This is a genomic window from Spirosoma montaniterrae (genome assembly GCF_001988955.1).
Taxonomy (GTDB): domain Bacteria; phylum Bacteroidota; class Bacteroidia; order Cytophagales; family Spirosomataceae; genus Spirosoma; species Spirosoma montaniterrae.
The window spans coordinates 1154413-1176694 of sequence record NZ_CP014263.1 but is presented as its reverse complement, the minus strand read 5'-3'; the positions used below and the strand labels follow the sequence as shown (position 1 = coordinate 1176694).

Sequence of the window (22282 nt, the reverse complement as noted above, 5' to 3'; positions counted from 1 at the left end):
AAAAAGTTAGTAGAAAAGGCCCCAGTCATCAGGTGCATCGTTATCTTTATCAAACCCGTTGACCCAGTCGACAAATAATAACCGAAACTGCTCGATCTCGTCGCGAAGTACGTTCAGGTAGGCGGGTTCAGCGAGTTTTTCGGCTTTGCAGTACGATGTCTGCGCCAGTAACTCGCGGGCGTGCATTTTGATGATGACAGCGTTTTCCATGCGGAGCGTATACAAATCGCCCCCTTCGGCACCCACAATTTTGGGAGCCAGCATCATAGCATTCGCCAGCATCTGCTCATGCATCATCAGTACGTCTTCTTCCTTATTGATCGTCTCGACAATGGCCTGCGTGAGTTCCATCAATTCATTCGCCTTCCGCAAAATCGGCAGGTTTTTGATACGCCGGTTTTCAGCTTCCATTTCGGCGCGGGTTTCTTCAGGATCGTAATCCTCATCGAAGCCGTCCCAATCCATAAAGCTATCGTCGTCGTCTTCGTCGTCAAAATTCATCGCCAAACGGGTAAAGGGTTAATCTCCTTCGGTAAGACAAAGTAACAGAATCGTTTCCCAAAAACAAACCCAATTACCGAAAACTCCTGCACTTACCATAGGAATAGAAATAGTCATCCTCAACGAGGTTGGCGCGACCGGAGTCTGACGAACAGACCGTTTAGTCGTTACACGCGATAATTTGTCTATTTTTCATCTCGTAGAAACGTATAAAGCCAGATATTGCAACGTGGTGACGAAGTAAGTCAATATTAACAAATCAATTTATTCAACTATGAATACACTTACACCTGTACATTTGAGAATATGTATCCTTCTCTATGTACCTGCACTCCTCACCCACTCTTTTCCCTCATTAGGCCAGATCAAACTCACTTATCCTCTGAGCCGGATGGTGATTCAGCGCGACAATAGTAATCAGGCCAGCGTTCAGGTAGCCGGAAGTTATGCCCAGCCGCTCGATGCGGTAGAGGTCCGGTTTGTGGCACGCGTGGCGGGGCAGGGTACAACTACCAACTGGCGACTGCTTCAGGCAAACCCAGTCAATGGGCAGTTCAACGGTATAGTACCCGTTAGTGGCGGCTGGTATCAGATCAATGTGCGCGGACTGAAAAACGGGCAGGTCGTGGCAACCGATTCGCTTGATCGCTTTGGCGTAGGCGAAGTGTTTGCTATTGTGGGCCACTCGAACGCACAGGGATCAAGCTGTTTTGTCAACGGCGTTGATCAATGCCCCACAATGGCGGGCGCCACCGACGACCGCGTGATAGCTGTTCCGTTCAATTTTCCCTCGCCCGAAATTGACCAGTATTTCAACACGGCAAATCCGCGTTTTCTGGCCGGGCTTGACTTCCGAAAGTTGCAGACCGGAGCCACCATATCGCCCTTTGCCAGCGTACCGTGGCTGTGGGGTCGTATGGGCGACCTGCTGGTACAGCGCATCAATGTACCCGTACTGTTCTACAATGCTGGTTTTGGTGGCACCAACATGGAGTACAACTACAAGGCGGCCTACGATATTCCCTTTGATCATTCTTTTGTCAGATACCCGATTCGTATGCCGTGGGCCAACGTCCGCAATCTGATGGGGTTATACGTACCGGCCACGGGCATACGGGCCATGTTATTGCAACATGGTGAGAACGACCGGGGTAACTCGACAACCGACATTCTGACCCACCATTACGGCGTCATCGACAAATCGAGAACCGAATTCAACAAACCCAACCTGGCCTGGATTGTGGCACTGTCTTCGTTTGTGGGCGGGCCATTTGAGAACGTTCGGTCGGCGCAGTCGCAGGTCATCAACCGGGCCAATTACCGCACCTTTCAGGGTCCCGATCTCGACAATATCACTTCGCTGGCCGAACGCCCCGACGGTATTCATTACTCGCCATCGGGGCAGGCGCGGGCGGGCGAACTATGGGCTAATGCTATCACCAACAGTATGTTGCAATCAATTACGCCGTATCTGGCGCAGCCACAACCGTTGGTCAGTTTAACCTGTGCCTCGGGTAATCAGCTCACGCTTACCCAGCCCGGCGGCTACTCGGAGTATATCTGGACCAACGGTGCCAGCAGCTCGTCTGTCAGTGTTGGAACCGGCCTCTACTCGGCCCGGTTGCGCAATGCACAAAACCAGCACGTATTTCCGCCCGCCGTACAGGTGCCTGCCACGGTTCGGCCCGCTACGCCTACCATAACAGCCAGCGGGTCGGGCGATATTTGCCTGGCTGCCGGTCTGAGTCTGACGTCTTCCTATACCGGGCTGAACCGCTGGAACACGGGCGCAGCGGGGTCGTCGATTACTGTTACCAGTGCCGGGTCGTATAGCGTTCAGGCCGAGAATGAAGTTTACGGATGCCTGTCGGCCCCGGCAAGCCGAACCGTTGCGCTGGCTGGTGCAGATTTGAGCCTCGCCATGAGCGTTAGCCGCCGAACACCTGCGATGGGTGATACCGTTACGTATACGCTTACCGTACGCAATGAAAGTGGCTGCGATGCCAGGTCCGTGACGCTTCAGAACCGGCTTCCGGGAAATCTGTCTTTTGTTTCTTCAGCAGACGGCCTGACAGCGGCCAATAATATCGTGAGCGGCACCATTCCAGTGGTAGCTGGCGGGCAGCAGGTAAGCCGCCGATACATAGCCCGCCTGACAGCCGCCGGAACCTACTGGAATGCGGCTGAACTGACAGCCACTACCAATCCAGACCCCGACAGTCAGCCAGCTACCGGCACCGCCGACGGCCAGGACGATGCTGCCACGGCTGACCTGCGCACTCGCCCAGGCAGTTCGTCGGCAGTGTTTGCTTCGCCCAACCCCAATCAGGCTGCACTACCCCCTGTTCAGAGTAATCAACCAACACCCGACCCCACCAAAGTTGATCTGAGTTTGCATACCAGCGGCAACGTTCAGGTAGTGAAGGTAGGCCAGTTCATCACGTTTACACTCACGGTGCGCAACAGCGGAGGGCTATCTGCAACGGGTATTGGCGTGCAGCATACACTGCCTGCCGGGTTGGTATTCAGTTCCTCTACTACGGGCATGGCAGCCAATGGTCAGTTGGTTAGTGGCACCATAACCAGTCTGGCTCCGGGGCAGTTTGCCAGTCTTAGTTTCGTTGCCAGAGCCACCACGGCGGGTACGCTGACCGGCATGGCGCAGATCAGTTCGTCGGGTCAACCCGACACCGACTCTCAACCGGGCAACGGAGCTGCCAACGGTGAAGACGATGCAAACGTAATTGTAGTCAGAATAACCAACTGATAATCTGGTGAGTTACCAATTTTTTAACAACTATTTACGGATAAAAACAAGCGGAGGGACGTACAAACACGGGGCAATCTATATATTTGTTCGGCAGACAACCGGCTCTTCACCCACTGTACAGAATGACGTATTGTTTAGGCATTAAAGTTCGCTCAGGCTTAGTAGCTATTGCCGATACCCGATTAACGTCGGGGTCGGAGGTGTCATCGAACCGAAAGATATCCGTTCATCAGGTCGAAAATCACACCTTATTTATCATGACGTCTGGGCTGCGGTCTGTACGCGACAAAGCCATCACGTATTTTCAGGAAGTGCTCGACGAGCGGGATCGTTCGTTCAATAAGCTCTACAAAGCCGTCAATGCGTTTGGCGAACAGGTCAGGCGGGTAGCACAGGAAGACAAAGCAGCGATTGTAGCGAGTGGTATGAATTTCAACCTGAACGCTATTGTGGGCGGGCAGTTGGAAGACGACGACGAGCATAAGCTGTTTCTGCTGTACCCGGAAGGTAATTGGGTAGAAGTAGACCACGGTGCTCCGTTCCGCATCATCGGGAATTCGGGCTACGGAAAACCGCTTCTCTTCCGCAACCTGTCGTATGAGACCAGTATGCAGGAAGCACTTAAAATTGGGTTTCTGGCGTTCGATGCCACCCGCGTCAGTGCCAATGACGTCGATTACCCGTTAGATGTGGTCGTTTATCCTAAAGACAGCTTCCATATGACCGAACACCGGCTCGAAAAAGAAGACATGGACGAGGTCTCCCATCAATGGAGTGCGCTACTGGGCAACTCCGTCCGAAAGCTGCCAACTTACTGGATGGACCCCATTTTCGATAAAGTAAACGCTGAAAAAGAGTGATGAACGATGAATGATGAACGGTTTGCTGACGCGCCAGCCACTCATCACTCATCGTTCATCGTTCATCACTACCCTATGCGCCTTCACGTTCGGCATGAATCTGAGTACACATATGACCAGCCTGTGGTATTGGGACCCCAAACGCTTTACCTGTATCCCCGAACATATCCATACCAGCAACTGCTTCGCTACGATCTGATTATTGACCCGCAACCATCGAAAGTGGTTCAGAACGTAGACGTAGAGGGAAATGTGCAGCAGTTGGTTTACATCAATCAACCCACTACGCACCTCCGTGTGACAGTTGATATTGAGATGAATTCCGAGGAGTTCAACTCGTTTGATTTTGTGTTGTTCCCCTTTGATACACAGCGCGTTCCGTTTCGATACCCCAAGAACGACTACGACCTTTTGCAGCCTTATCTTGACCGCACCGGGGTGTCGGAGCGAATCGAGCAGTGGGCGCGGCAGCTTGCGGCCAGTGCCGACTGGCAAACGACAACGTTTTTAATGGTTCTGAATCAGACCATCCGAACATTCACGTATCAGGTTCGGGAGGAAGGAAAACCTTTTCCGCCCGAACAAACGCTCATGCAGCGGTCTGGCTCATGCCGCGATTACACGACGCTGTTTATGGCAGCCTGCCGGAGTTTGGGCATTGCAGCCCGGTTTGTCAGCGGTTATTTGCTGGGCAATCCCCAACAGGAGCATCAGCTTCATGCCTGGGCCGAGGTGTATCTGCCCGGTGCAGGCTGGCGCGGTTTCGACCCCACCGAAGGCTCGGTTGTGGTGAATCGCCACATCTTCCTGACATCTACCGCCAAACCCGAACTGGCAGCTCCAATTAGCGGTACGTATTCAGGCCAGGCCAACTCAACCCTACGGTCAGAACTGGTTTTTGCATAATTTTCCCGGCGAATGGCTGGGCTGGCGCAGGTGGAGCCGCAACGGGTTGGTGGCTGACGCACATGGAGACGCAAAGGGTTGCGTCTCTACAGGTGACCATCCGGCGTAGAGACGCAACCCTTTGCGTCTCCCTCGCGTCAGCCATCAACCCGTTGCGTCTCCCTCGCGTCAGCCATAGACTGTTCTGTTTAGCATTATCAAAAAACTAAATCAGGCGGTACGCTTTTCCCGAAACTGTCACGCAGCGCAACGCGAGCCGCGTGGTAGCCGCACATGCCGTGAACACCCCCGCCCGGTGGTGTGGCCGACGAGCCGATAAACAGACCCGGTTCCGACATTCGATAGGGCGACAAACTCAACGTAGGTCGGGTGTAAAGCTGCCGCCAGTCGAGAATGCCGCCGTTGATATCGCCCCCCACATAATTGGGATTCCATGCCTCGATTTCTGCTGTATTCATGGTGTGGCGGGCCAGAATACAATCGCGGAAGCCGGGTGCGAATCGCTCTACCTGCTGTTCGATACGTTCTGTCATATCGACAGTTGAGCCGTTTGGAACGTGGCAGTAAGCCCAGGCCGTGTGCCGACCTGCCGGTGCCCGCGTTGGGTCGAAACGGCTTTGCTGAGCCAGCAACACGTAAGGCTGGGCGGGATGCCCGCCATCGAAGGTCTGCTGTTCGGCTTGCACGATGGCCTCCAGTGTGCCGCCGAGGTGTACCGTACCCGCCCGCTCACAATCGGCACTGGCCCACGGAATCGGCTCGTTTAAAGCCCAGTCGATTTTAAAGATACCGGGACCGTAGCGGTAGTTTTCAAGCTGTTTTCGATAAAGCCACGAAAAGCGGAGCGGAGCCTGGCGGTCGCCCGCAATTTGCAGGATTTGTTTCGGCGTCAGGTCGAACAGCACAACCCGCGTTTTGGGCATGTCGGCCAGCGACCGCACGGGCCGATCTACCACAATTTCTCCGCCCAGCGACTGAAGGTAGCCACTTAGAGCGTTGGCAATAGCCTGAGAACCACCTTTAGGCATAGGCCATCCCTGATGGTGCCCAGCCGCCATCAGCACCAGGGCAATAGCCGAGGTAGTCGGGCTGGTCAGCGGCTGAATGGCATGAGCGGCCATACCCGCCAGTAGCCCCCGCGCTTCGGATGTTTTAAAGCGTCGGGCCAGTTGAGTAACGGGCAGGAGCGCGTTCAGGCCGAAGCGGGCCAGGTCGAGCGGATGATTCGGCCAGCGCAGTGGCCCCAGCACGTCGGGCAGCAACGTGGGCCAGTGCCGTACAATCGGCTCAAACAGGTTCAGATACACCTGCTTATCATCGCCTAACCGTTCGGCGGTTTCGAGTACTGAACCCGTCAGTAACGCTGCCCGCCCCCCCTCAAACGGGTGGGCCGCTGCCACAGGTGGGTAAATCCAGTCGAGACCATGTTCGGCCAGCGGCAAACGCTGAAACAAAGGCGAGCCAGCCGCCAGCGGGTGAATAGCAGAGCCGATGTCGTGTACAAAACCGGGGAGTGTCAACGCTGCCGACCGCGTTCCTCCGCCAATGGTAGGTCTGGCCTCCATCACCACCACCGACAACCCGGCCCGTGCCAGCACAATGGCTGCGCTCAAACCGTTTGGCCCGGAACCCACCACTACCACATCGTATTGCTTCCCGCTACTTTTCATCACCGGTTTTTAATGAGTCAACACCCGTTGGACAGCCAGACGTTCGGCAACGCCTGCGCCAGACTGTCCAATGTGTCAGATAAACCGGAATACGGTTCAGAACGAATACCGCAGCGTCACGCCGTAGGTGCGTGGGTCGCCCAGCACGGCCCCGTATTGGCCGGCGTTACCGGGGGCGGGTAACAACTGCTCAAAATAATTCTGGTTCAGCAGATTACGACTCCAGATGAAGACTGAAGTGCCGTTCGACGCCCGAAATCCTACGCGGGCATTAACCAGCGCGTATCCGTCAATGTTAAGAAACTGCGAGGGCGATGGACTGGAAGAGAACGACGAGCGGTAGTAGCCATCGGCAGCCAGAAAGAACCGGCCATCCTGCGCCAGAAATTTACCGGTTCCGCTCAGTTCGCCCCCTAATGAACCGGCCCATCTGGAGATACCGGGCAGCTCACCTCCTGAAATATCTTTGAAAGCTCGCTCTCCGCCAGTTTCTTCCAGTGGCACCGGCGCATTGGTGAATGACACATAGGTTCCGTTAGTGTAGGCCATCGAGCCATATACCGACAGCGCGTTACCAAACCGGATGGTACCATCTACCTCCAGGCCAAACACCCGCACCTTCTCGGCATTGGCCAAGTAACCCCGGTTCACGCCCGGCTCCGGCGTTTGTACCTGTGTCTGATAGTCGCTGATGTCTGAGTTATGAAAAACTACGTTCAGCGTGGAGTTGGGCGTAGGTCTGGATTTCACGCCGAACTCGTAGTGCCGTACCGACTCGGGTTTGACTCGGGCCAGTTCGAGTAACACGCGCCCGTTGGCGGTGGGCAAACCAGCGATGTTAACCCCTACCGGCTTGTAGCTCACCGAAAAAGTACCGAAGGCATTCAGGCGACTACTGGCTTTGTATTGCAGCGTCAACTGGCCCGAAAAGTTGGTTTCATCCACTTCTGTGTCAAACGCCTGATTGGTATACACTGCATTTTTCAGAGCCAGCAACGCCGGGTCGGTGGTTTGCAGCCCCCCGTAAGTTTCGCGCTTATAGTTGGCAATCTTCTTGTCGTAATTATAGCGGATGCCGGGCAGCACGTGCAGTTTATTGCTGATAGACCAGTCGGCCTGGGCAAATACGGCAGCAGAGGTGCTACGGAGCCGGTTGGTGGTGCGGATGCCGAAGCCATCGAACAAACCGGGCGTTCTCCAGAGCGCACTGGTCGAGCTTTGGGCAAACCGCCACTGCGCGGCACCAGCCTCTTCGGTCTGTACGGGGTCTGACTGCAAATCCTGATATAAATAATACACGCCCAGCACACCACTCAATCGCGGAGAAATCGTTCCGGCATAGCGAACTTCCTGCGACCACTGATCGTGTTTGGAGTTGGCGGCAGAGATAGAGAAAACGGGCAGGCCAATGTAATCGCGGTCGTTGAGCGGCCCCCAGAGCCAGTATCGCCAGGCCGAGGTTGCCGTCAGTGTGCCCGCGCCGATCCTGACGTCGGCGTTGAGCGACACGCCACCCAACTGGTTGTTGGCTTTCGACGGGGTGTCGTGGTCAATAATGCGGTCGAAGGGATTGGTACTGGGCAGTGTATATCCCAGATCGGCGATGATGTTATTGAATTGCCGGTACGCTGCCCGCCGGGTCGTTACAACGCCAGCCACTACCTGCGCGTAGCCGTTCGGTTGCTGGTCGGTGTAGTCGCCGATGAGCGTTAGCCGAACATTATCGGACGGGGTGTACAGCAACTGTCCCCGAAAGCCGAGGTTGTTGAGCGTATTAACCGACTGATTGGTACGGATGTTGGTTAGCAGACCGTTGCGCTGCGTACCGGAAAACGACGCACGGGCGGCTAATTTTTGGGTAATCGGCCCGGTGATAGATGCCTTCGCCTGCACAAAATTGTAGTTGCCATAACTTACCTCAAAAGTGGCTCCCGGCACAAAACTGGCTGCGCGGGTGGTGATATTGAACGCCCCGGCGGTGGTATTCTTGCCAAACAATGTACCCTGCGGCCCACGCAGCACTTCTACCTGCTCGATGTCTACAAAATCGAGTGCCGTAACTGCCGGGCGGGCGTAATAAACGCCATCGACGTAAAAGCCCACGCCCGGATCAATACCGTCGTTGGTCAGCCCGAATGTCGAACCCAGCCCCCGGATGTTCAATGTAGTATTGCGCGGATTAGACGAATAAAGCTGTACGGAAGGAATGAGTTCTTTCAGCCGATTGACGTTGAAAGCCCCGGCATCTTCGACCAAAGCACCCCGGACAACCGAAATCGGAATGGGTACGTCCTGAGCCGACTCCTGCCGACGACGCGAGGTGATGGTGATGTCGTCGAGTTGAGTAGCTCCTTCTATCAGCCTGATTTCGGCATCATCCTGCGCCAGCACGATTTCCTGCGTTTGGTAGCCCACGTGAGAGACAAGAATGGTAAAAGGTAGTTTCTGGCCCGTAATGAGCGTAAACTGACCGTTCTGACCGGTGGCCGAACCGTTGGTGGTTCCTTTTATAGTGACCGTTGCGCCAACCAGACGTTTGCCCGTGCGGGCGTCAATAACTTTCCCCGTTACGGTAGCATTGATAACTGGGGCATTTTGAGCCGATAGCCATAGCGGTAAAAGCAAGGCGGTAATCAGGAATGCTGTAGTGAAAAACTGTTTCATGTAATAAACCTGAGTTAATTTGTTCGTCCGTATAAGCCGTAGTAGTCCCGGTGTTGGATAGACTATAAGTACTTATAATCTATTGACTTAGTAGGATTTGCAAATAAAGGCCCAAATCGTATCTCCTTCCAAATTTTCAGTGATAAATTTTAGCGAGAACCGTTATCAGAACGGCCAACGATCAATAGTAGACCGTGCAATTATTGTCTCAGGCGAGGAGCGTAGGATTTTATTTCAGCATCGGGGAGATCGTTCGCTATCTTTGCCGAGCAAGTTTTGGAGCGTATACGAGATTGAATCAGGTGTGGCGAATGGCTGACGCAACGGGGTAATGGCTGGCGCAGGTGGCTGGCGCGTGTAGAGACGCAAAGGGTTGCGTCTCTACAGGTGACCATCCGGCGTAGAGACGCAACCCTTTGCGTCTCCACCTGCGTCAGCCACATGCGTCAGCCATGAACCCTTTGCGTCTCCACCTGCGTCAGCCACCTGCAATGCAACGTCAAATTGGTATTATTACTGATAACATGAATCGGAATCGTCGCATTTTTATCGCTGTTTTTGTGCTGTTCACAGCATTGGTTATTTTAGTTACCATCGATATGGCAAGCCAGACCACAGCCCCCTGGAATAAACGGAAACAGGCCGAACGGGCATTCAAACGCGATGGCGTCGTTACTGACTCCGTAGCAAATGATACGCTGCTGTTACCCAAAAAATGATGCTGCAACTTAGCCATATCCATCATATTGCCATTATCTGTTCCGACTATGAACGGTCGAAACAATTTTATACCGACATACTCGGCTTAACCATTTTGCAGGAAGTGTACCGGGCCGAACGGCAATCGTATAAGCTGGATTTGTGCGTGAGCGGCCAGTACCAGATCGAATTATTCTCGTTTCCCAACCCGCCCCAACGACCGTCGCGCCCCGAAGCATCGGGCCTGCGCCATCTGGCCTTTGCCGTACCCGACCTCGACGCAGCCGTAACGCACCTGACTGGGCAGGGCGTTCAGACTGAACCGATTCGGATTGATGAACACACGGGCCGACGCTTCACCTTCTTCGCCGACCCCGACGGTCTGCCCCTCGAATTGTACGAAAGCTGAGCCAGACACATACCCGACGCGAGCAGGATTTGGCACGACGTTTGTTCTAAAGTAACAAACACCATTCACCTGTTATGACAACTCTACTGGGTATTGGTTCGCGCGTTTGCCACGCCGAGTTTGGCGATGGCGTCATTATCAATGCAAAACCATCACGTTTCATACCGAAGGCGTAGAAGTGCTACGGTTCGATACGCCGTTGACTGTTATTGCGATATTGTTTCTTATGTAGTTTTGGGTTAGTTAACTTCAGGCTCCCCGCTGTCGGTTTCGGTAGCGGGGACTTTTTTTGAGTTATAGAGTTGTAGGGTTATAGAGTTGTAGAGTTGCTCCGCACGCATGAGGTACGCCAACAACTTTACAACCCTATAACCCTACAACTTTACAACCTTACAACCCTAAAACCCCCTTCTTGCCCTGGGGTGAAACTCTTTCAGCGTCTGCTGGAGATAATCGCGGTCGAGGTGGGTGTAGATTTCGGTGGTGGTGATGGATTCGTGGCCAAGCATTTGCTGAACGGCCCGCAAATCGGCTCCACCTTCGATGAGGTGCGTAGCAAACGAGTGCCGGAACGTGTGTGGGCTGATAGTTTTCTGAATCCCGACTTCAGCGGCCAGTTTTTTAATGGTTGTAAACACCGACACGCGCGAAAGCTGACTCCCGCGCAGGTTCAGGAAAATAGTGTCTTCATCGCCTTTTTGCACGGGTAGCTGACTCCGCACGTGTTCAACATACTGGCGCGTGTAGTGCATGGCGTCCTGCCCGATGGGAACCAACCGCACCTTATCGCCCTTACCAAGAACCCGGATAAATCCGGCATCGAAAAAGCAGTTGGTCAGGCGCAGGTTGAGCAGTTCCGACACGCGCAGGCCCGAACTATACAGCACTTCGAGGATGGCCCGGTCGCGGGTGCCGCCGGGAGTAGAGAGGTCAACGGCTGCAAGCATGGCTTCAATTTCGGGGAAACTAAGCGTATCGGGCAGTTTGCGGCCTAATTTCGGTGATTCGAGCAACTGCGTTGGGTCGTGCTGAATCAGGTTTTCGAGCAGGAGGTATTTGAAAAACGATTTCAAACCCGACAGCATCCGGGCCTGACTTTGCGCCGACAGGCCCAGTTCGCCCAGATATTTCAGAAAATTCATCAACTCTTTTTCCGCCACCTGCATGGGCGTCAGGGCCGGGTTGGTCAGCAGGATGTACTCGTGCAGTTTTTCGGCGTCGTGCAGATAGGCTTCTACCGAATTTTCGGCCAGCGACCGTTCGAGTTTGAGGTAGTTCTTGAAGGCGTTTATATAACTTTGCCACATAGGCTTATCTTATGAAACAGATTCTCATCATCAACGGGCCGAACCTGAACCTACTGGGTCGGCGCGAACCCGATATTTACGGCAATCGCTCGTTTGTCGATTACCTGAAAACGCTCGAAGCGCAGTTTCCAGACCTGCAACTACGCTATTTTCAGTCAAACCACGAAGGCGAACTGCTCGATAAGATTCATGAACTCGGCTTCACCGTCGACGGTATCGTGATTAACGCGGGTGCCCTTACGCACACCTCGATTGCCCTCGCCGATGCGCTGTCGGCGATTACGGCTCCGGCTGTGGAGGTGCATATCAGCAACGTTCACGCCCGCGAGTCGTTCCGGCACCACAGCTATCTTTCGGCCAAATGCAAAGGCGTGATTGTGGGTTTGGGGCTGAAAGGATACGAATTGGCAATACGTTTTTTAGTGATGAATGATGAACGATAAGTGATGAATAGACTAACGTTGCCAATACGCATCACTTATCGTTCATCGTTCATCACTCATCACTATCCATGATAACGTTTTACCCTGGCCCCTCGAAAGTGTACCCACAGGTGGCCGATTATGCGGCTGAAGCCGTGCGGTCGGGAGTGGTGAGTCTGAATCACCGGAGTGCGGGCTTTATGGCGATTGTTCGGGAAACCATCCGCTTATTACACGAAAAGCTTGCGATTCCGGCTCATTACCACATCGCCTTTGTGTCGTCGGCTACGGAATGCTGGGAGATTGTGGCGCAGTCGCTCACGGCGCAGGCGAGTTTGCACCCGTATAATGGCGCATTTGGCAAAAAGTGGGCCGAGTACGCTTACCGCATCAAACCACCCACGAGTCTGAGCGAAGCCGATACGCTCTGTATCGTACAAAACGAGACATCGAACGGTACGCAGGTAAGTATGCATGCGCTGGCCGAATTTCGGCGCGATTTTTCGGCACTGATTGCGGTCGATGCCGTGTCGAGCATGGCGGGCATAACATTCGACTGGACGCTGGCCGATGTCTGGTTTGCGTCGGTGCAAAAATGTTTTGGTTTGCCCGCCGGGCTGGCCGTGCTGGTATACTCGCCCGCTGCCCTTCGCCGGGCCGAAGAAATTGGCGAAGATGCGCACTACAACAGTCTGCTGTTCATGCACGAGAATTTCGCCAAATTCCAGACGCCCTACACGCCCAACGGATTGGGTATTTATTGCCTGATGCGGGTGCTGGAGCAGGTGTTACCCATTGCCGACATCGATGTCCAAACCAAACGCCGGGCCGCTAACTGGTACACTTTTTTTGAGCAGGACATGGCCCAATCGCCGTTCCGGTTGCTGATAAACGACCCGGCCACCCGCTCCCACACGGTCATTGCCGTTGAAGGCCCCGAAGTCGACATCAATGCTGTGAAAGCAGCCGCACAGCAGGCGGGCATCACGCTGGGCAACGGCTACGGCGACTGGAAAAACACAACCTTTCGTATCGCCAATTTCCCGGCCATTACCGACGTCGAGATTGAACAGTTACAGGCATTTTTGCGTAGCTACAAGCATGACACTCAGTTTTAAAGAAATCATTTCGGTTACGCTCATTTTATTTTCGGTCATCGACATTGTTGGCTCGCTGCCAGTGCTTATCGACCTGCGTAAGAAAGTAGGCAAAATTGAATCGGAGCGGGCTACCGTCGTATCGGGTGCGCTTATGGTATCGTTTTTATTCGTAGGCGAGCGCATTCTGAAATTATTTGGCGTCGATGTAGCTTCGTTTGCCGTTGCGGGTGCCCTGATTATTTTCCTGATTGGGCTGGAAATGATTCTGGGACGTACTATTTTCAAATCCGAAGTAGAAGCGGGGGGCGGGGCCACACACATTGTTCCTATCGCGTTTCCGCTCATTGCCGGAGCCGGTACGCTGACTACCATCATTTCGCTACGAGCTGAGTATCAGACAGTAAATATTATTATCGGTATAGTTATCAATTTGATTCTGGTCTATGTAGTGCTGAAATCATCCGAATGGCTCGAGAATCGCATCGGACCGGGTGGACTGGCTGTGTTGCGTAAAATTTTCGGTATCATTTTGCTGGCAATCGCCATTAAACTTCTTAAAACCAATCTGATTGCCGACTTCTGAACGATGCACCTCTTTTACCAACCCGACTCGGTTAACCTACTTAGTGAAGACGATTCGCGCCATGCCGTTAAAACGCTGCGGCTACAGGCTGGCGAATCCATTGCCGTGACCGACGGACACGGAAACCGGCATTTGGCCGTTATTACTCAGGCCGATGCCCGACGTTGCGCGTTTCGGGTTACAGACACGATTACTACGCCCCCGCGCTCCTTTTCAGTGCGCATTTGTGTGGCACCAACGAAAAACATCGACCGGATCGAGTGGTTTGTTGAGAAAGCCGTGGAAGTAGGAATCGAACGCATCAGCTTTTTTTTCGGACAGCATTCCGAACGGCGCGTAGTGAAGCTGGAGCGGATCGAAAAAATTGCCGTTGCCGCTATGAAGCAGTCGCTCCAAAGCTACCTGCCGCAACTCGACGACGCCGTCTCGTACACGGAGTTGCTGAAAACAGTGGTCGATGGGGAGCGATTTCTGGCGCACCTGCCTACCGATGAGCCTCCCCTGCATCTGGTGCAGGCGGCTAAACCGGGAGGGCAGTACACAGTATTGATTGGACCTGAGGGCGATTTTTCGGCGACAGAAATTCAACAGGCTATCGCTGACGGCTTCAGCATGATCACGCTCGGCCCCACCCGACTCAGAACCGAAACAGCCGCCCTGACAGCCTGCCAGATGCTAAACTTTTTAAACCTATGAGAAAGTTACTGATCACACTGTTCATTTTTCACTGTTCACTTCTCACTGTAAGCGCGCAGTACGGGTATAAAATTGCCAAGCTCAAGTACGGCGGTGGGGGCGACTGGTACGCCAACAAAACCTCGCTGCCAAACCTGATTAAGTTTGCCAACGCCAACCTGCGCATGAACATCTTTCCTGAAGAAGACATTGTGGAGCCGGGTAGCCCCGATATTTTCGGCTATCCGTTTGTGCACATGACCGGCCACGGCAACGTGTCGTTTACCGACGCCGACGCCCGTAACATGCGCCGGTATCTGCTGTCGGGCGGTTTTTTGCACATCGATGATAATTACGGCATGGATAAGTTTATCCGGCGTGAGATGAAGAAAGTATTTCCCGAACTGAGTTTTGTCGAACTGCCATTCAACCACCCGGTGTATCAGCAGAAGTTTAAGTTTGCCACCGGCCTGCCCAAAATACACGAGCACGACGGCAAGGCTCCGCAGGGGTTCGGTTTGATTTATCAGGGACGATTAATTTGTTTTTACAGCTTTGAGTGCGACCTCGGCAATGGCTGGGAAGACCAAAGCGTATACAACGACCCTGAGCCTGTACGGCAGCAAGCCCTGCGCATGGGAGCTAACCTGTTGCAATATGCTACAACAACCAACTAATTTAGTAGATTCTTTGGCTTGAAGAAGCCAGAAGCGCTAAAAATTCGTTAGTATTGTAGGCGTATTCATTGTAATCGCGTGTTCACCTTTTAATCTATTGCTCTTGTGATTGTTCTGGCTGCTTTTGTCGCACACTGGTACTTGTCTTTGTTTTGCCAAACGTTCTTTCTGCATCGCTACTCAGCGCATAAAATGTTCTCTATGAGCAAGTTCTGGGAGCGGTTCTTTTATATGCTGACCTATATCTCGCAGGGTTCGTCGTACCTCAGCCCCCGCGCGTATGCGGTGCTGCACCGGATGCACCACGCCTTCAGCGATACCCCGAGAGACCCGCACTCGCCCCACCATACGAAGAATATCTTCACGATGATGTGGCAAACGAAAAATATTTACAACGCCGTGCTGCACCGCACACAGGCCGTTGAACGCCAGTTCGACCGGAATTACCCAGAATGGCAGTTCATCGAAAAAGTGGGCGACTCGTGGTTCTCGCGGGCCGGATGGGGTATTCTGTATAGCCTGTTCTACATTTTCGCTTACGTCTATTTGGACATGCATTGGGCGTTTTTCTTCCTGCTGCCGGTGCATTTCGTAATGGGACCCGTTCACGGAGCCATCATCAACTGGAGCGGCCACAAATACGGCTACGCCAATTTCGATAACCAGGATAAGTCGAAAAACTCGCTGATTTTAGATGTAGTGATGATGGGCGAACTGTTCCAGAACAACCACCACAAACGCCCTAATGCCGCCAACTTCGGCGCGAAATGGTTTGAATTCGACCCAACCTACCCGCTCATCACTATTCTTCACAAACTACATATCGTTCGGCTCAGGCCAGCCGCCGAAGCGAAGAAAGCCCAGCAGGAAGTCGGCCACGACCGGGCCAAAGAGCAGGAAATCGAAGCATAACAAAAAATCCCCGGAACGCTCCGGGGATTTTTTGTTAGTTAAGTAACGCGGGTGGAAACCCGCAATTACACGCAAATTAAAGCAGCACCTTCGCTATGTCCTGCCACGACATTACCCGCTGAAACTGATTATCATCGCGGTTGTGGAGCGCATCGAACAGCAGGCCGTGGCCTTGAAAGGTGCGTAGATTACGCGGCATGTCGTCAATCAGATAAGCCGTATTAAGCACACTTTTATCGCCCATGAAAATGTAGTTCCGCCACGAAATAGCCGGAAAATGCACCTGAAGCCAATCCCATTTTTCGCGCAGTGAGTTTGGAAACTCCTGAGCTGCCGATGCCACGAATACCTCATATTTCTGCATCAAATCGGCAATAACGTCCTGCGCGCCTTCCATTACCGGAATATCAGCGAAGAACCCCGGCTCATACACCCGGCTCGACAACGCCCGGTATTCATCGGCATCGAACAGTTCGTGGAACGACTTTTCTTTCAATTCTTCGAGCGTGTAGCGGGGCATTTCGCCTTCCAGATACAGCTTAATGAACTTGGCGTGGGTATCGGCCATGACATCATCCATGTCGATGGCAATGCGTTGCTTCATATAGATTTGTTAACCGTGAAAAAAGTCTTTCATTTTATCGAAAAAGCCTTTTTCGTTCTTGTTCGGCTTGGGCTGAAAATTTGGCGAATTGCGCAACCGCTCCAGCAGTACACGCTCTTCCGACGACAGTGCTTTGGGTGTCCAGACGTTTACATGTACGAGTTGGTCGCCCCGGCCATAGCCATTTAATTCTTTGATACCCTTGCCTTTCAGCCGCAGAATTTTACCACTCTGCGTACCGGCATCGAGCGTAATACGCGCCTTTCCGTCGATGGTTGGCACTTCAACACTGGTGCCAACAGCCGCATCGACAAAGTTTACGTACAGGTCGAACACCACGTTGTTGCCATCGCGCTTCAGGTCAGCGTCTTCTTCTTCTTCAACTACAATGAGCAGATCGCCGGCAACGCCCCCGCGTGGTGGTACATTGCCTTTGCCACCCACCGATAGCTGAATGCCCTCGGCTACGCCAGCCGGAATTTTCAGCGGAATAACATCTTCCTGCAATACGCGGCCTTCGCCAAAACACACCTCGCAACGGTCGGTCACAATCTTACCGTCGCCGTTACAGGTGGGGCAGGTACTGGTCGATACCATCTGACCGAGCATGGTGTTCACTACCTTACGTACCTGCCCGGTGCCGCTACAAGTGCCGCAGGTCTGCACGGCAGTGCCGTTTTTCGAGCCGTTACCTCCGCAGGTTGTGCAGGTAACGTGGCGTTTTACTTTAATTTTCTTCTCAACACCGTTGGCAACTTCCTGAAGGTTAAGTTTCAGCTTAATCCGCAGGTCGGAGCCACGCCGAACGCGCTGACGCTGTCCTCCCCCGTTGGCTCCCCGGAAGAAACTGCCAAACGGCGAATCGTCGCCGAAGACATCGCCAAACTGGCTGAAAATATCCTCCATTGTCGGACCACCGGGGCCGTAGCCACCGCCAGCCGCACCGCCTAAACCGGCATGACCGAACTGATCGTACCGCGCCCGTTTCTGGGGGTCGTTCAGCACGTCGTAGGCTTCGGCGGCTTCCTTAAATTTCTCCTCGGCGGTGGGGTCGTCGGGGTTTTTATCGGGGTGGTATTTGATTGCCATCTTCCGATAAGCTTTCTTCAAATCGTCCGCCGAGACGTTCTTGTCAACGCCTAATATTTCGTAATAATCGCGCTTCGTTGCCATATCTATTTTTTGAATGGTAGAATGATAGACTGATTGAATGGTACTCGTAGTGATAATTCAACCAGTCAATCAGTCAGCCATTCAATTAGCTGCCTACAATAACCTTCGCAAACCGAATGACTTTATCATTCAGAAAATACCCTTTTTCAACTTCGTCGATCACCTTACCTTTCAAGTCTTCGCTTGGGGCCGGAAACTGCGTAATAGACTCGTGCAGGTCGGCGTCGAATGGTTCACCTTTCGAGACCATTGGCCTGAGACCCTTGGTTTCGAGGGTCTTAAAGAGTTTATTGTAAATCAGCGCGATGCCTTCTTTTATGGCAGCAATATCGTCGGTTTTTTCAATCGACAGCATGGCCCGTTCAAAGTCGTCGACCACCGGAATCAGAGCCTGCAACAGCCCTTCGTTGGCATTGCCGATGAGGTCGAGTTTTTCTTTGGCCGTGCGCCGACGGAAGTTTTCAAAATCGGCGTACAGCCGCAGGTATTTATCTTTCAATTCGGCAATTTCCTGATTAGCCGACGGAGTTTCCGCAACGGGTTGCGCGTCGTCTGCAACTGGCTCATCAGTCTCCGGTTCGCCACCGTTGATGTTAATGGCCTCTTCGTCATTGGGCACTTCCGTTGTCAGGTTGTCAGGTTGCAATGTGTCGGCAGACGATTGCTCGTCCAAAATGTCTTTATTTTCCATGAATGAATCGCGTGTTCGCTTCCAGAAATTCATGTGCAAAGATGGGCAAAACCCCGGCCAATTCCTGTTTTTCTGCCAACTTGACATAATTTAAGGGCAACACGGATTGTACGGATGTCACGGATAAACACGGATTTTTTCGGCATTTCCGTTGTTGTTCTATAAAATAAAATCTGTGTACATCCGCATAATCCGTTGAATCCGTGTTGCCCTTAAAAAAATACAGCCAACTGATAAAAGCCGAAGCTACGCGGCTGGGATTCGACTTTTGCGGCATTGCCAAAGCTGACTTTCTGGAAGAAGAAGCCCCGCTCCTCGAAACCTGGCTTAAAAACGGGATGCACGGGCAGATGAGTTACATGGCCAACCACTTCGATAAGCGGCTTGATCCGCGTTTGCTGGTCGACGGTGCCAAGTCGGTCGTAACGGTGCTGCTCAACTACTATCCCGAACAACGGCTTCCTGAAGGCGAAGACGACTATAAACTATCGAAATACGCGTATGGCGAAGACTATCACTTCGTGCTGAAAGATAAGCTGAAACAGTTACTGGCGTTTATTCACGACGAAATTGGCGAGGTAAACGGGCGGGCCTTTGTCGACTCGGCCCCGGTCATGGATAAAGCTTGGGCAAAACGGGCAGGCGTGGGCTGGATTGGCAAACACACGAACCTGATAAACCGGCAGATTGGCTCATTTTTCTTCATCGGCGAACTGATTCTCGATCTCGAACTCGAACCCGACGGCCCCATTACCGACTATTGCGGCACCTGCACCCGCTGCATCGACGCCTGTCCGACCGATGCTATTGTGGATGCCTACGTGGTGGATGGCAGCAAATGCATATCGTATTTCACGATTGAGTTAAAAGAAGCCATTCCCGATGAGGTACAGGGCAAATTTGAAAACTGGATATTCGGCTGCGACATCTGCCAGGATGTTTGCCCCTGGAACCGGTTTGCCCGCCCGCACCAAACGCCTGCTTTTACGCCCCATCATGACTTGACTACGTTCTCGAAACGTGATTGGGAAGATATTACAGAAGATGTGTTTCGGGAAATTTTCCGGCGGTCGGCGGTGAAACGCACCAAATTAGAGGGTTTGAAACGAAACGTAGCCTTCAATCAGCCAGATAGAGAAGAAATAGAAGATTAAAATTATAGTAAGGCTACAGATTAAATAAACCTGTTTCGCTTATGGTTTGTTACGCATGTAACAACGGGTTACTTAATTCGTTTAACACCCGTACTATCCCATTGTTCAATCTATATGCAGCGTGGCCGTGAAAAAACGGAACAACGGCTTCTTGAAGCTGTTGGACAAATTATTACCAACGATGGACTCGATCAGGTCCGAATTAACCGGGTTGCCAGTCGGGCCGGTGTTAACAAGATTTTAATTTATCGGTATTTTGGTGGTCTTAGTGGCTTAATCGAAACCTATTACAGCATAAACAAGCCGGTTGTTTCGGCACCCGCTATCGACGTTGAGCGGCTGAAAGATGCCCCCTTAACCGACTTTTTCGAGGCTTGTTACGGGTTTATGATTGACGAGTTCCGGCTACTGCGTAACAACGTTCATGCACAGCAGTTTATCAAGGCCAATTTGTTGAGTAACAACTGTTTACACAATACACTGGCTGGAGAGAAAGAAAAAAAACTTCAGGCAATGGTCGATGATCTGGCTAAGATTATCGAACTCGACAATGGCCGTCCGTTTGCTGCTATTCTGATGAGCGGCATGACCATGCTGACGCTTATGGCGCAGCAAAAACGCACTATTTTAGGTATCGACCTCGCCAGTGAGGAAGGCTGGCAACAGATCGAAGTGTCGCTTGGCCGGCTCTTTCACGGTGCATATCTGTACACAAAGGAACGGTTGGAAGCCGATTCAGCCGAGAAATCGGTGTAGGGCCTCTCCTACCCGCCAAACGTCTTCAAACGTATTATACAACGGTGTGGGCGCGAGCCGGATACAATCGGGTTCGCGCCAGTCGCCAATAATACCCGCCTGCGTCAGTTGCTCGAATAAGGCTTTGCCGTTTTTCCGTACCAGCAGTGACAGTTGGCAACCGCGCTGATTAGCGTCGGCAGGCGTCAGGATGCTGATTTGCGGAAACGGACGTAGCACCAACTCGAGGAATCCTGTGAGTAGCTCACTTTTCTGGCGCAGGGCAGCCATACCAGCCTCTGCTGTGATCGCGATAGCGGCCCGGTGCAGGGCCAGTGCCGGAATGTTGGGGGTGCTCAGTTGCCAGCCGTCGGCACCGGGCGCGGGCAAAAAACCGGGTTTCATCTCAAATCGCCGGTCTTCGCGGTATCCCCACCATCCCGCCAGCCGGGGCAAGTTACGGTCATGGTGTTTTTGATGGACAAACACGCCCGACACGGCACCAGGACCACCGTTGAGGTATTTGTAAGAACACCAGGTGGCAAAATCAACGCCCCAGTCGTGGAGTTGCAGCGGGATGTTGCCAATGGCGTGCGCCAGATCGAACCCAACCGGAATGCCATACCGACGCGCTGTTTCGGCAATAGCAGCCATAGTATAGACCTGCCCGGTATAATAATTCAGGCCGCTCATCCAGACTACAGCCAGTTCATCGGCATGTTGGGCGATAGCGTGCTGAATATCTGTGGTATGAATGAGTCCCCGCGTGGATTCGCCACCTTCGCGGGGAGTTATTTCAATAATCGCGTCGGTTGGGGTATAGCCCCGATGCCGCACGTGCGTTTCGAGCGCGTATTGATCCGACGGGAAATCACCCAGAATGGTAAGAATCTTGTATTTTTCCGGCGTTGGCTGATAAAATGACGTCAGCAGCAAATGAATGTTTACGGTCAGCGCGTTCATTGGGCAAACCTCCGCAGGCTGTGCGCCTACGATCTGCGACAGTGCCGTTTTGCAGCTATTATGATAGCCGAGCCAGTTTTGCGTCGCGCCTTCGGGCGTTTCAAACCAGCCTTCCACACCCAGACTTTGCCAGGTATTCAGTTCCTGTTCCAACGCAGCGCGGGCGGACTTAGGCTGCAATCCCAGCGAATTACCACAGAGGTAAATCAATTCCTGCCCGTTGCGTTGCGGAATATGGAAACGCTTCCGGAAGTGGCGAAGCGGATCGGTGTCGTCGAGATGACGCGCAAAGGCCAGCGTGTTTTCGTAGGTCATAGCTACAAAACTACACGACTGGCCTTTGTTCCAAACAACCTACCGGTGGTTTATTGATGATCCATACCACCTTTTTTGCAGCATTCGGGTAGTTTGGCGTATCCGGCCTCGTCGGCCAGCACTTCTTCAGCATCATAACCCGTTTTGCTGATGTTGGCTTTCAACTTATCGACGTCTGTTTTCCGGGGATTATACCGGATGGTTACAACCTTCGATTTCACATCCAGCGTAGCTTCTTTAACACCTTTCTCGAACGACAGATTGCGCTCGATGCGGGCTTTGCACATGCCGCACACGGCTGATGTTTTAATTTTTACTTCCTTCTCGCGGTCGTCAAAAACCAATTTACCGGCGACAACATTGCCTACTAAAACAAGCAGGGAAAGAAGAGTCAGAACAAGATTGCGAAACATGGTTTTAGTTGATTTTAAGGTAGTTAATAAACAAACAGTCTGCACAATTAGTGCCAAACCAACAGCCAGCCTACTGGCT

General features: G+C 52.7%; 22 protein-coding genes. 13 read left to right on the top strand and 9 right to left on the bottom strand.

The genetic code is table 11. The features are described 5' to 3' along the window. Positions 1 to 6: 6 nt before the first annotated feature. Positions 7 to 501: a hypothetical protein gene (locus tag AWR27_RS05105; RefSeq protein ID WP_077130196.1), complete on the bottom strand. Its 495-nt coding sequence runs from the start codon at positions 499 to 501 to the stop codon at positions 7 to 9. Between the two features lie 391 nt (positions 502 to 892). Here AWR27_RS05105 and AWR27_RS05100 point away from each other — a divergent pair, with 391 nt between their 5' ends. From AWR27_RS05100 to AWR27_RS05090, 3 genes are all read left to right on the top strand, one after another. Further along, positions 893 to 3268, top strand: a complete 2376-nt coding sequence (locus tag AWR27_RS05100) for a DUF11 domain-containing protein (protein WP_232325978.1) — start codon at positions 893 to 895, stop codon at positions 3266 to 3268. A gap of 125 nt (positions 3269 to 3393) precedes the next feature. Next, on the top strand, positions 3394 to 4131 hold the full coding sequence (locus tag AWR27_RS05095) for a proteasome-type protease (RefSeq protein ID WP_077130194.1): 738 nt from the start codon (positions 3394 to 3396) through the stop codon (positions 4129 to 4131). Between the two features lie 75 nt (positions 4132 to 4206). Then, positions 4207 to 5037 (top strand): transglutaminase family protein, encoded by an 831-nt coding sequence (locus AWR27_RS05090; RefSeq protein ID WP_077133812.1) that lies wholly within the window; start codon positions 4207 to 4209, stop codon positions 5035 to 5037. Positions 5038 to 5234: 197 nt separating this feature from the next. On the opposite strand, the gene AWR27_RS05085 is transcribed toward AWR27_RS05090, so the two are convergent. Then, positions 5235 to 6707: a phytoene desaturase family protein gene (locus tag AWR27_RS05085; RefSeq protein WP_077130193.1), complete on the bottom strand. Its 1473-nt coding sequence runs from the start codon at positions 6705 to 6707 to the stop codon at positions 5235 to 5237. Positions 6708 to 6803: 96 nt separating this feature from the next. Continuing rightward, positions 6804 to 9371 (bottom strand): TonB-dependent receptor, encoded by a 2568-nt coding sequence (locus AWR27_RS05080; RefSeq protein WP_077130192.1) that lies wholly within the window; start codon positions 9369 to 9371, stop codon positions 6804 to 6806. A gap of 524 nt (positions 9372 to 9895) precedes the next feature. On the opposite strand from AWR27_RS05080, the gene AWR27_RS05075 reads away from it, so the two are divergent. After that, positions 9896 to 10090, top strand: coding sequence for a hypothetical protein (locus AWR27_RS05075; protein ID WP_077133811.1), 195 nt, complete (start codon positions 9896 to 9898; stop codon positions 10088 to 10090). Then, positions 10090 to 10479, top strand: a complete 390-nt coding sequence (gene gloA2 / locus AWR27_RS05070) for an SMU1112c/YaeR family gloxylase I-like metalloprotein (protein WP_077133810.1) — start codon at positions 10090 to 10092, stop codon at positions 10477 to 10479. Before AWR27_RS05075 ends, gloA2 begins: the two co-directional genes overlap by 1 nt. Before the next feature lie 398 nt (positions 10480 to 10877). On the opposite strand, the gene xerD is transcribed toward gloA2, so the two are convergent. Continuing rightward, the gene (gene xerD, locus AWR27_RS05065; protein WP_077130191.1) at positions 10878 to 11786 is read right to left on the bottom strand and encodes a site-specific tyrosine recombinase XerD; all 909 of its coding nucleotides are present in this window, start codon (positions 11784 to 11786) and stop codon (positions 10878 to 10880) included. A gap of 11 nt (positions 11787 to 11797) precedes the next feature. Between xerD and aroQ the strand changes: the two genes are divergently transcribed. The 6 genes from aroQ to AWR27_RS05035 all read left to right on the top strand — a co-directional run bounded on the left by aroQ (position 11798) and on the right by AWR27_RS05035 (position 16155). After that, complete coding sequence (gene aroQ / locus AWR27_RS05060) at positions 11798 to 12229, top strand: type II 3-dehydroquinate dehydratase (protein WP_077130190.1); 432 nt, start codon at positions 11798 to 11800, stop codon at positions 12227 to 12229. A 68-nt stretch (positions 12230 to 12297) separates the two neighbouring features. Then, positions 12298 to 13326: an aminotransferase class V-fold PLP-dependent enzyme gene (locus AWR27_RS05055; RefSeq protein WP_077130189.1), complete on the top strand. Its 1029-nt coding sequence runs from the start codon at positions 12298 to 12300 to the stop codon at positions 13324 to 13326. Continuing rightward, complete coding sequence (locus AWR27_RS05050) at positions 13310 to 13891, top strand: MarC family protein (RefSeq protein WP_077130188.1); 582 nt, start codon at positions 13310 to 13312, stop codon at positions 13889 to 13891. Before AWR27_RS05055 ends, AWR27_RS05050 begins: the two co-directional genes overlap by 17 nt. Before the next feature lie 3 nt (positions 13892 to 13894). Then, complete coding sequence (locus AWR27_RS05045; protein WP_077130187.1) at positions 13895 to 14587, top strand: RsmE family RNA methyltransferase; 693 nt, start codon at positions 13895 to 13897, stop codon at positions 14585 to 14587. Then, positions 14584 to 15243 (top strand): DUF4159 domain-containing protein, encoded by a 660-nt coding sequence (locus tag AWR27_RS05040; RefSeq protein ID WP_077130186.1) that lies wholly within the window; start codon positions 14584 to 14586, stop codon positions 15241 to 15243. The genes AWR27_RS05045 and AWR27_RS05040 overlap by 4 nt, the downstream gene beginning before the upstream one ends. 105 nt (positions 15244 to 15348) lie before the next feature. Beyond that, positions 15349 to 16155 (top strand): acyl-CoA desaturase, encoded by an 807-nt coding sequence (locus AWR27_RS05035; protein ID WP_077130185.1) that lies wholly within the window; start codon positions 15349 to 15351, stop codon positions 16153 to 16155. 76 nt (positions 16156 to 16231) lie between these two features. Here AWR27_RS05035 and AWR27_RS05030 read toward each other — a convergent pair whose 3' ends face one another. The 3 genes from AWR27_RS05030 to AWR27_RS05020 all read right to left on the bottom strand — a co-directional run bounded on the left by AWR27_RS05030 (position 16232) and on the right by AWR27_RS05020 (position 18623). Beyond that, complete coding sequence (locus AWR27_RS05030) at positions 16232 to 16759, bottom strand: 5' nucleotidase, NT5C type (protein WP_077130184.1); 528 nt, start codon at positions 16757 to 16759, stop codon at positions 16232 to 16234. A gap of 9 nt (positions 16760 to 16768) precedes the next feature. Next, entirely contained in the window at positions 16769 to 17932 is a 1164-nt protein-coding gene (gene dnaJ / locus AWR27_RS05025) for a molecular chaperone DnaJ (protein ID WP_077130183.1), read from the bottom strand. 85 nt (positions 17933 to 18017) lie between these two features. Beyond that, a complete protein-coding gene (locus tag AWR27_RS05020) occupies positions 18018 to 18623 on the bottom strand; it encodes a nucleotide exchange factor GrpE (RefSeq protein ID WP_077133809.1) in 606 nt (201 codons plus the stop codon). 203 nt (positions 18624 to 18826) lie between these two features. Here AWR27_RS05020 and queG point away from each other — a divergent pair, with 203 nt between their 5' ends. Continuing rightward, the gene (gene queG / locus AWR27_RS05015) at positions 18827 to 19777 is read left to right on the top strand and encodes a tRNA epoxyqueuosine(34) reductase QueG (protein WP_077130182.1); all 951 of its coding nucleotides are present in this window, start codon (positions 18827 to 18829) and stop codon (positions 19775 to 19777) included. 114 nt (positions 19778 to 19891) lie between these two features. Further along, positions 19892 to 20533 carry a TetR/AcrR family transcriptional regulator gene (locus AWR27_RS05010; RefSeq protein ID WP_077130181.1) on the top strand — a complete coding sequence of 214 codons (642 nt, stop codon included), beginning with the start codon at positions 19892 to 19894 and terminating at the stop codon, positions 20531 to 20533. Here AWR27_RS05010 and kynU read toward each other — a convergent pair. After that, positions 20513 to 21790 (bottom strand): kynureninase, encoded by a 1278-nt coding sequence (kynU, locus tag AWR27_RS05005; RefSeq protein ID WP_077130180.1) that lies wholly within the window; start codon positions 21788 to 21790, stop codon positions 20513 to 20515. The two genes, AWR27_RS05010 and kynU, sit on opposite strands and share 21 nt — an antisense overlap. A 50-nt stretch (positions 21791 to 21840) precedes the next feature. Further along, positions 21841 to 22203 carry a heavy-metal-associated domain-containing protein gene (locus tag AWR27_RS05000; protein WP_077130179.1) on the bottom strand — a complete coding sequence of 121 codons (363 nt, stop codon included), beginning with the start codon at positions 22201 to 22203 and terminating at the stop codon, positions 21841 to 21843. Positions 22204 to 22282: the final 79 nt, after the last annotated feature.

Excerpts from the sequence above, each read along its gene's own strand:
- AWR27_RS05105 (WP_077130196.1), bottom strand. The coding sequence starts at position 501 with ATGAATTTTGACGACGAAGACGACGACGATAGCTTTATGGATTGGGAC.
- AWR27_RS05100 (WP_232325978.1), top strand. The coding sequence starts at position 893 with ATGGTGATTCAGCGCGACAATAGTAATCAGGCCAGCGTTCAGGTAGCC.
- AWR27_RS05095 (WP_077130194.1), top strand. The coding sequence starts at position 3,394 with ATGACGTATTGTTTAGGCATTAAAGTTCGCTCAGGCTTAGTAGCTATT.
- AWR27_RS05090 (WP_077133812.1), top strand. The coding sequence starts at position 4,207 with ATGCGCCTTCACGTTCGGCATGAATCTGAGTACACATATGACCAGCCT.
- AWR27_RS05085 (WP_077130193.1), bottom strand. The coding sequence starts at position 6,707 with ATGAAAAGTAGCGGGAAGCAATACGATGTGGTAGTGGTGGGTTCCGGG.
- AWR27_RS05080 (WP_077130192.1), bottom strand. The coding sequence starts at position 9,371 with ATGAAACAGTTTTTCACTACAGCATTCCTGATTACCGCCTTGCTTTTA.
- AWR27_RS05075 (WP_077133811.1), top strand. The coding sequence starts at position 9,896 with ATGAATCGGAATCGTCGCATTTTTATCGCTGTTTTTGTGCTGTTCACA.
- gloA2 (WP_077133810.1), top strand. The coding sequence starts at position 10,090 with ATGCTGCAACTTAGCCATATCCATCATATTGCCATTATCTGTTCCGAC.
- xerD (WP_077130191.1), bottom strand. The coding sequence starts at position 11,786 with ATGTGGCAAAGTTATATAAACGCCTTCAAGAACTACCTCAAACTCGAA.
- aroQ (WP_077130190.1), top strand. The coding sequence starts at position 11,798 with ATGAAACAGATTCTCATCATCAACGGGCCGAACCTGAACCTACTGGGT.
- AWR27_RS05055 (WP_077130189.1), top strand. The coding sequence starts at position 12,298 with ATGATAACGTTTTACCCTGGCCCCTCGAAAGTGTACCCACAGGTGGCC.
- AWR27_RS05050 (WP_077130188.1), top strand. The coding sequence starts at position 13,310 with ATGACACTCAGTTTTAAAGAAATCATTTCGGTTACGCTCATTTTATTT.
- AWR27_RS05045 (WP_077130187.1), top strand. The coding sequence starts at position 13,895 with ATGCACCTCTTTTACCAACCCGACTCGGTTAACCTACTTAGTGAAGAC.
- AWR27_RS05040 (WP_077130186.1), top strand. The coding sequence starts at position 14,584 with ATGAGAAAGTTACTGATCACACTGTTCATTTTTCACTGTTCACTTCTC.
- AWR27_RS05030 (WP_077130184.1), bottom strand. The coding sequence starts at position 16,759 with ATGAAGCAACGCATTGCCATCGACATGGATGATGTCATGGCCGATACC.
- dnaJ (WP_077130183.1), bottom strand. The coding sequence starts at position 17,932 with ATGGCAACGAAGCGCGATTATTACGAAATATTAGGCGTTGACAAGAAC.
- AWR27_RS05020 (WP_077133809.1), bottom strand. The coding sequence starts at position 18,623 with ATGGAAAATAAAGACATTTTGGACGAGCAATCGTCTGCCGACACATTG.
- AWR27_RS05010 (WP_077130181.1), top strand. The coding sequence starts at position 19,892 with ATGCAGCGTGGCCGTGAAAAAACGGAACAACGGCTTCTTGAAGCTGTT.
- kynU (WP_077130180.1), bottom strand. The coding sequence starts at position 21,790 with ATGACCTACGAAAACACGCTGGCCTTTGCGCGTCATCTCGACGACACC.
- AWR27_RS05000 (WP_077130179.1), bottom strand. The coding sequence starts at position 22,203 with ATGTTTCGCAATCTTGTTCTGACTCTTCTTTCCCTGCTTGTTTTAGTA.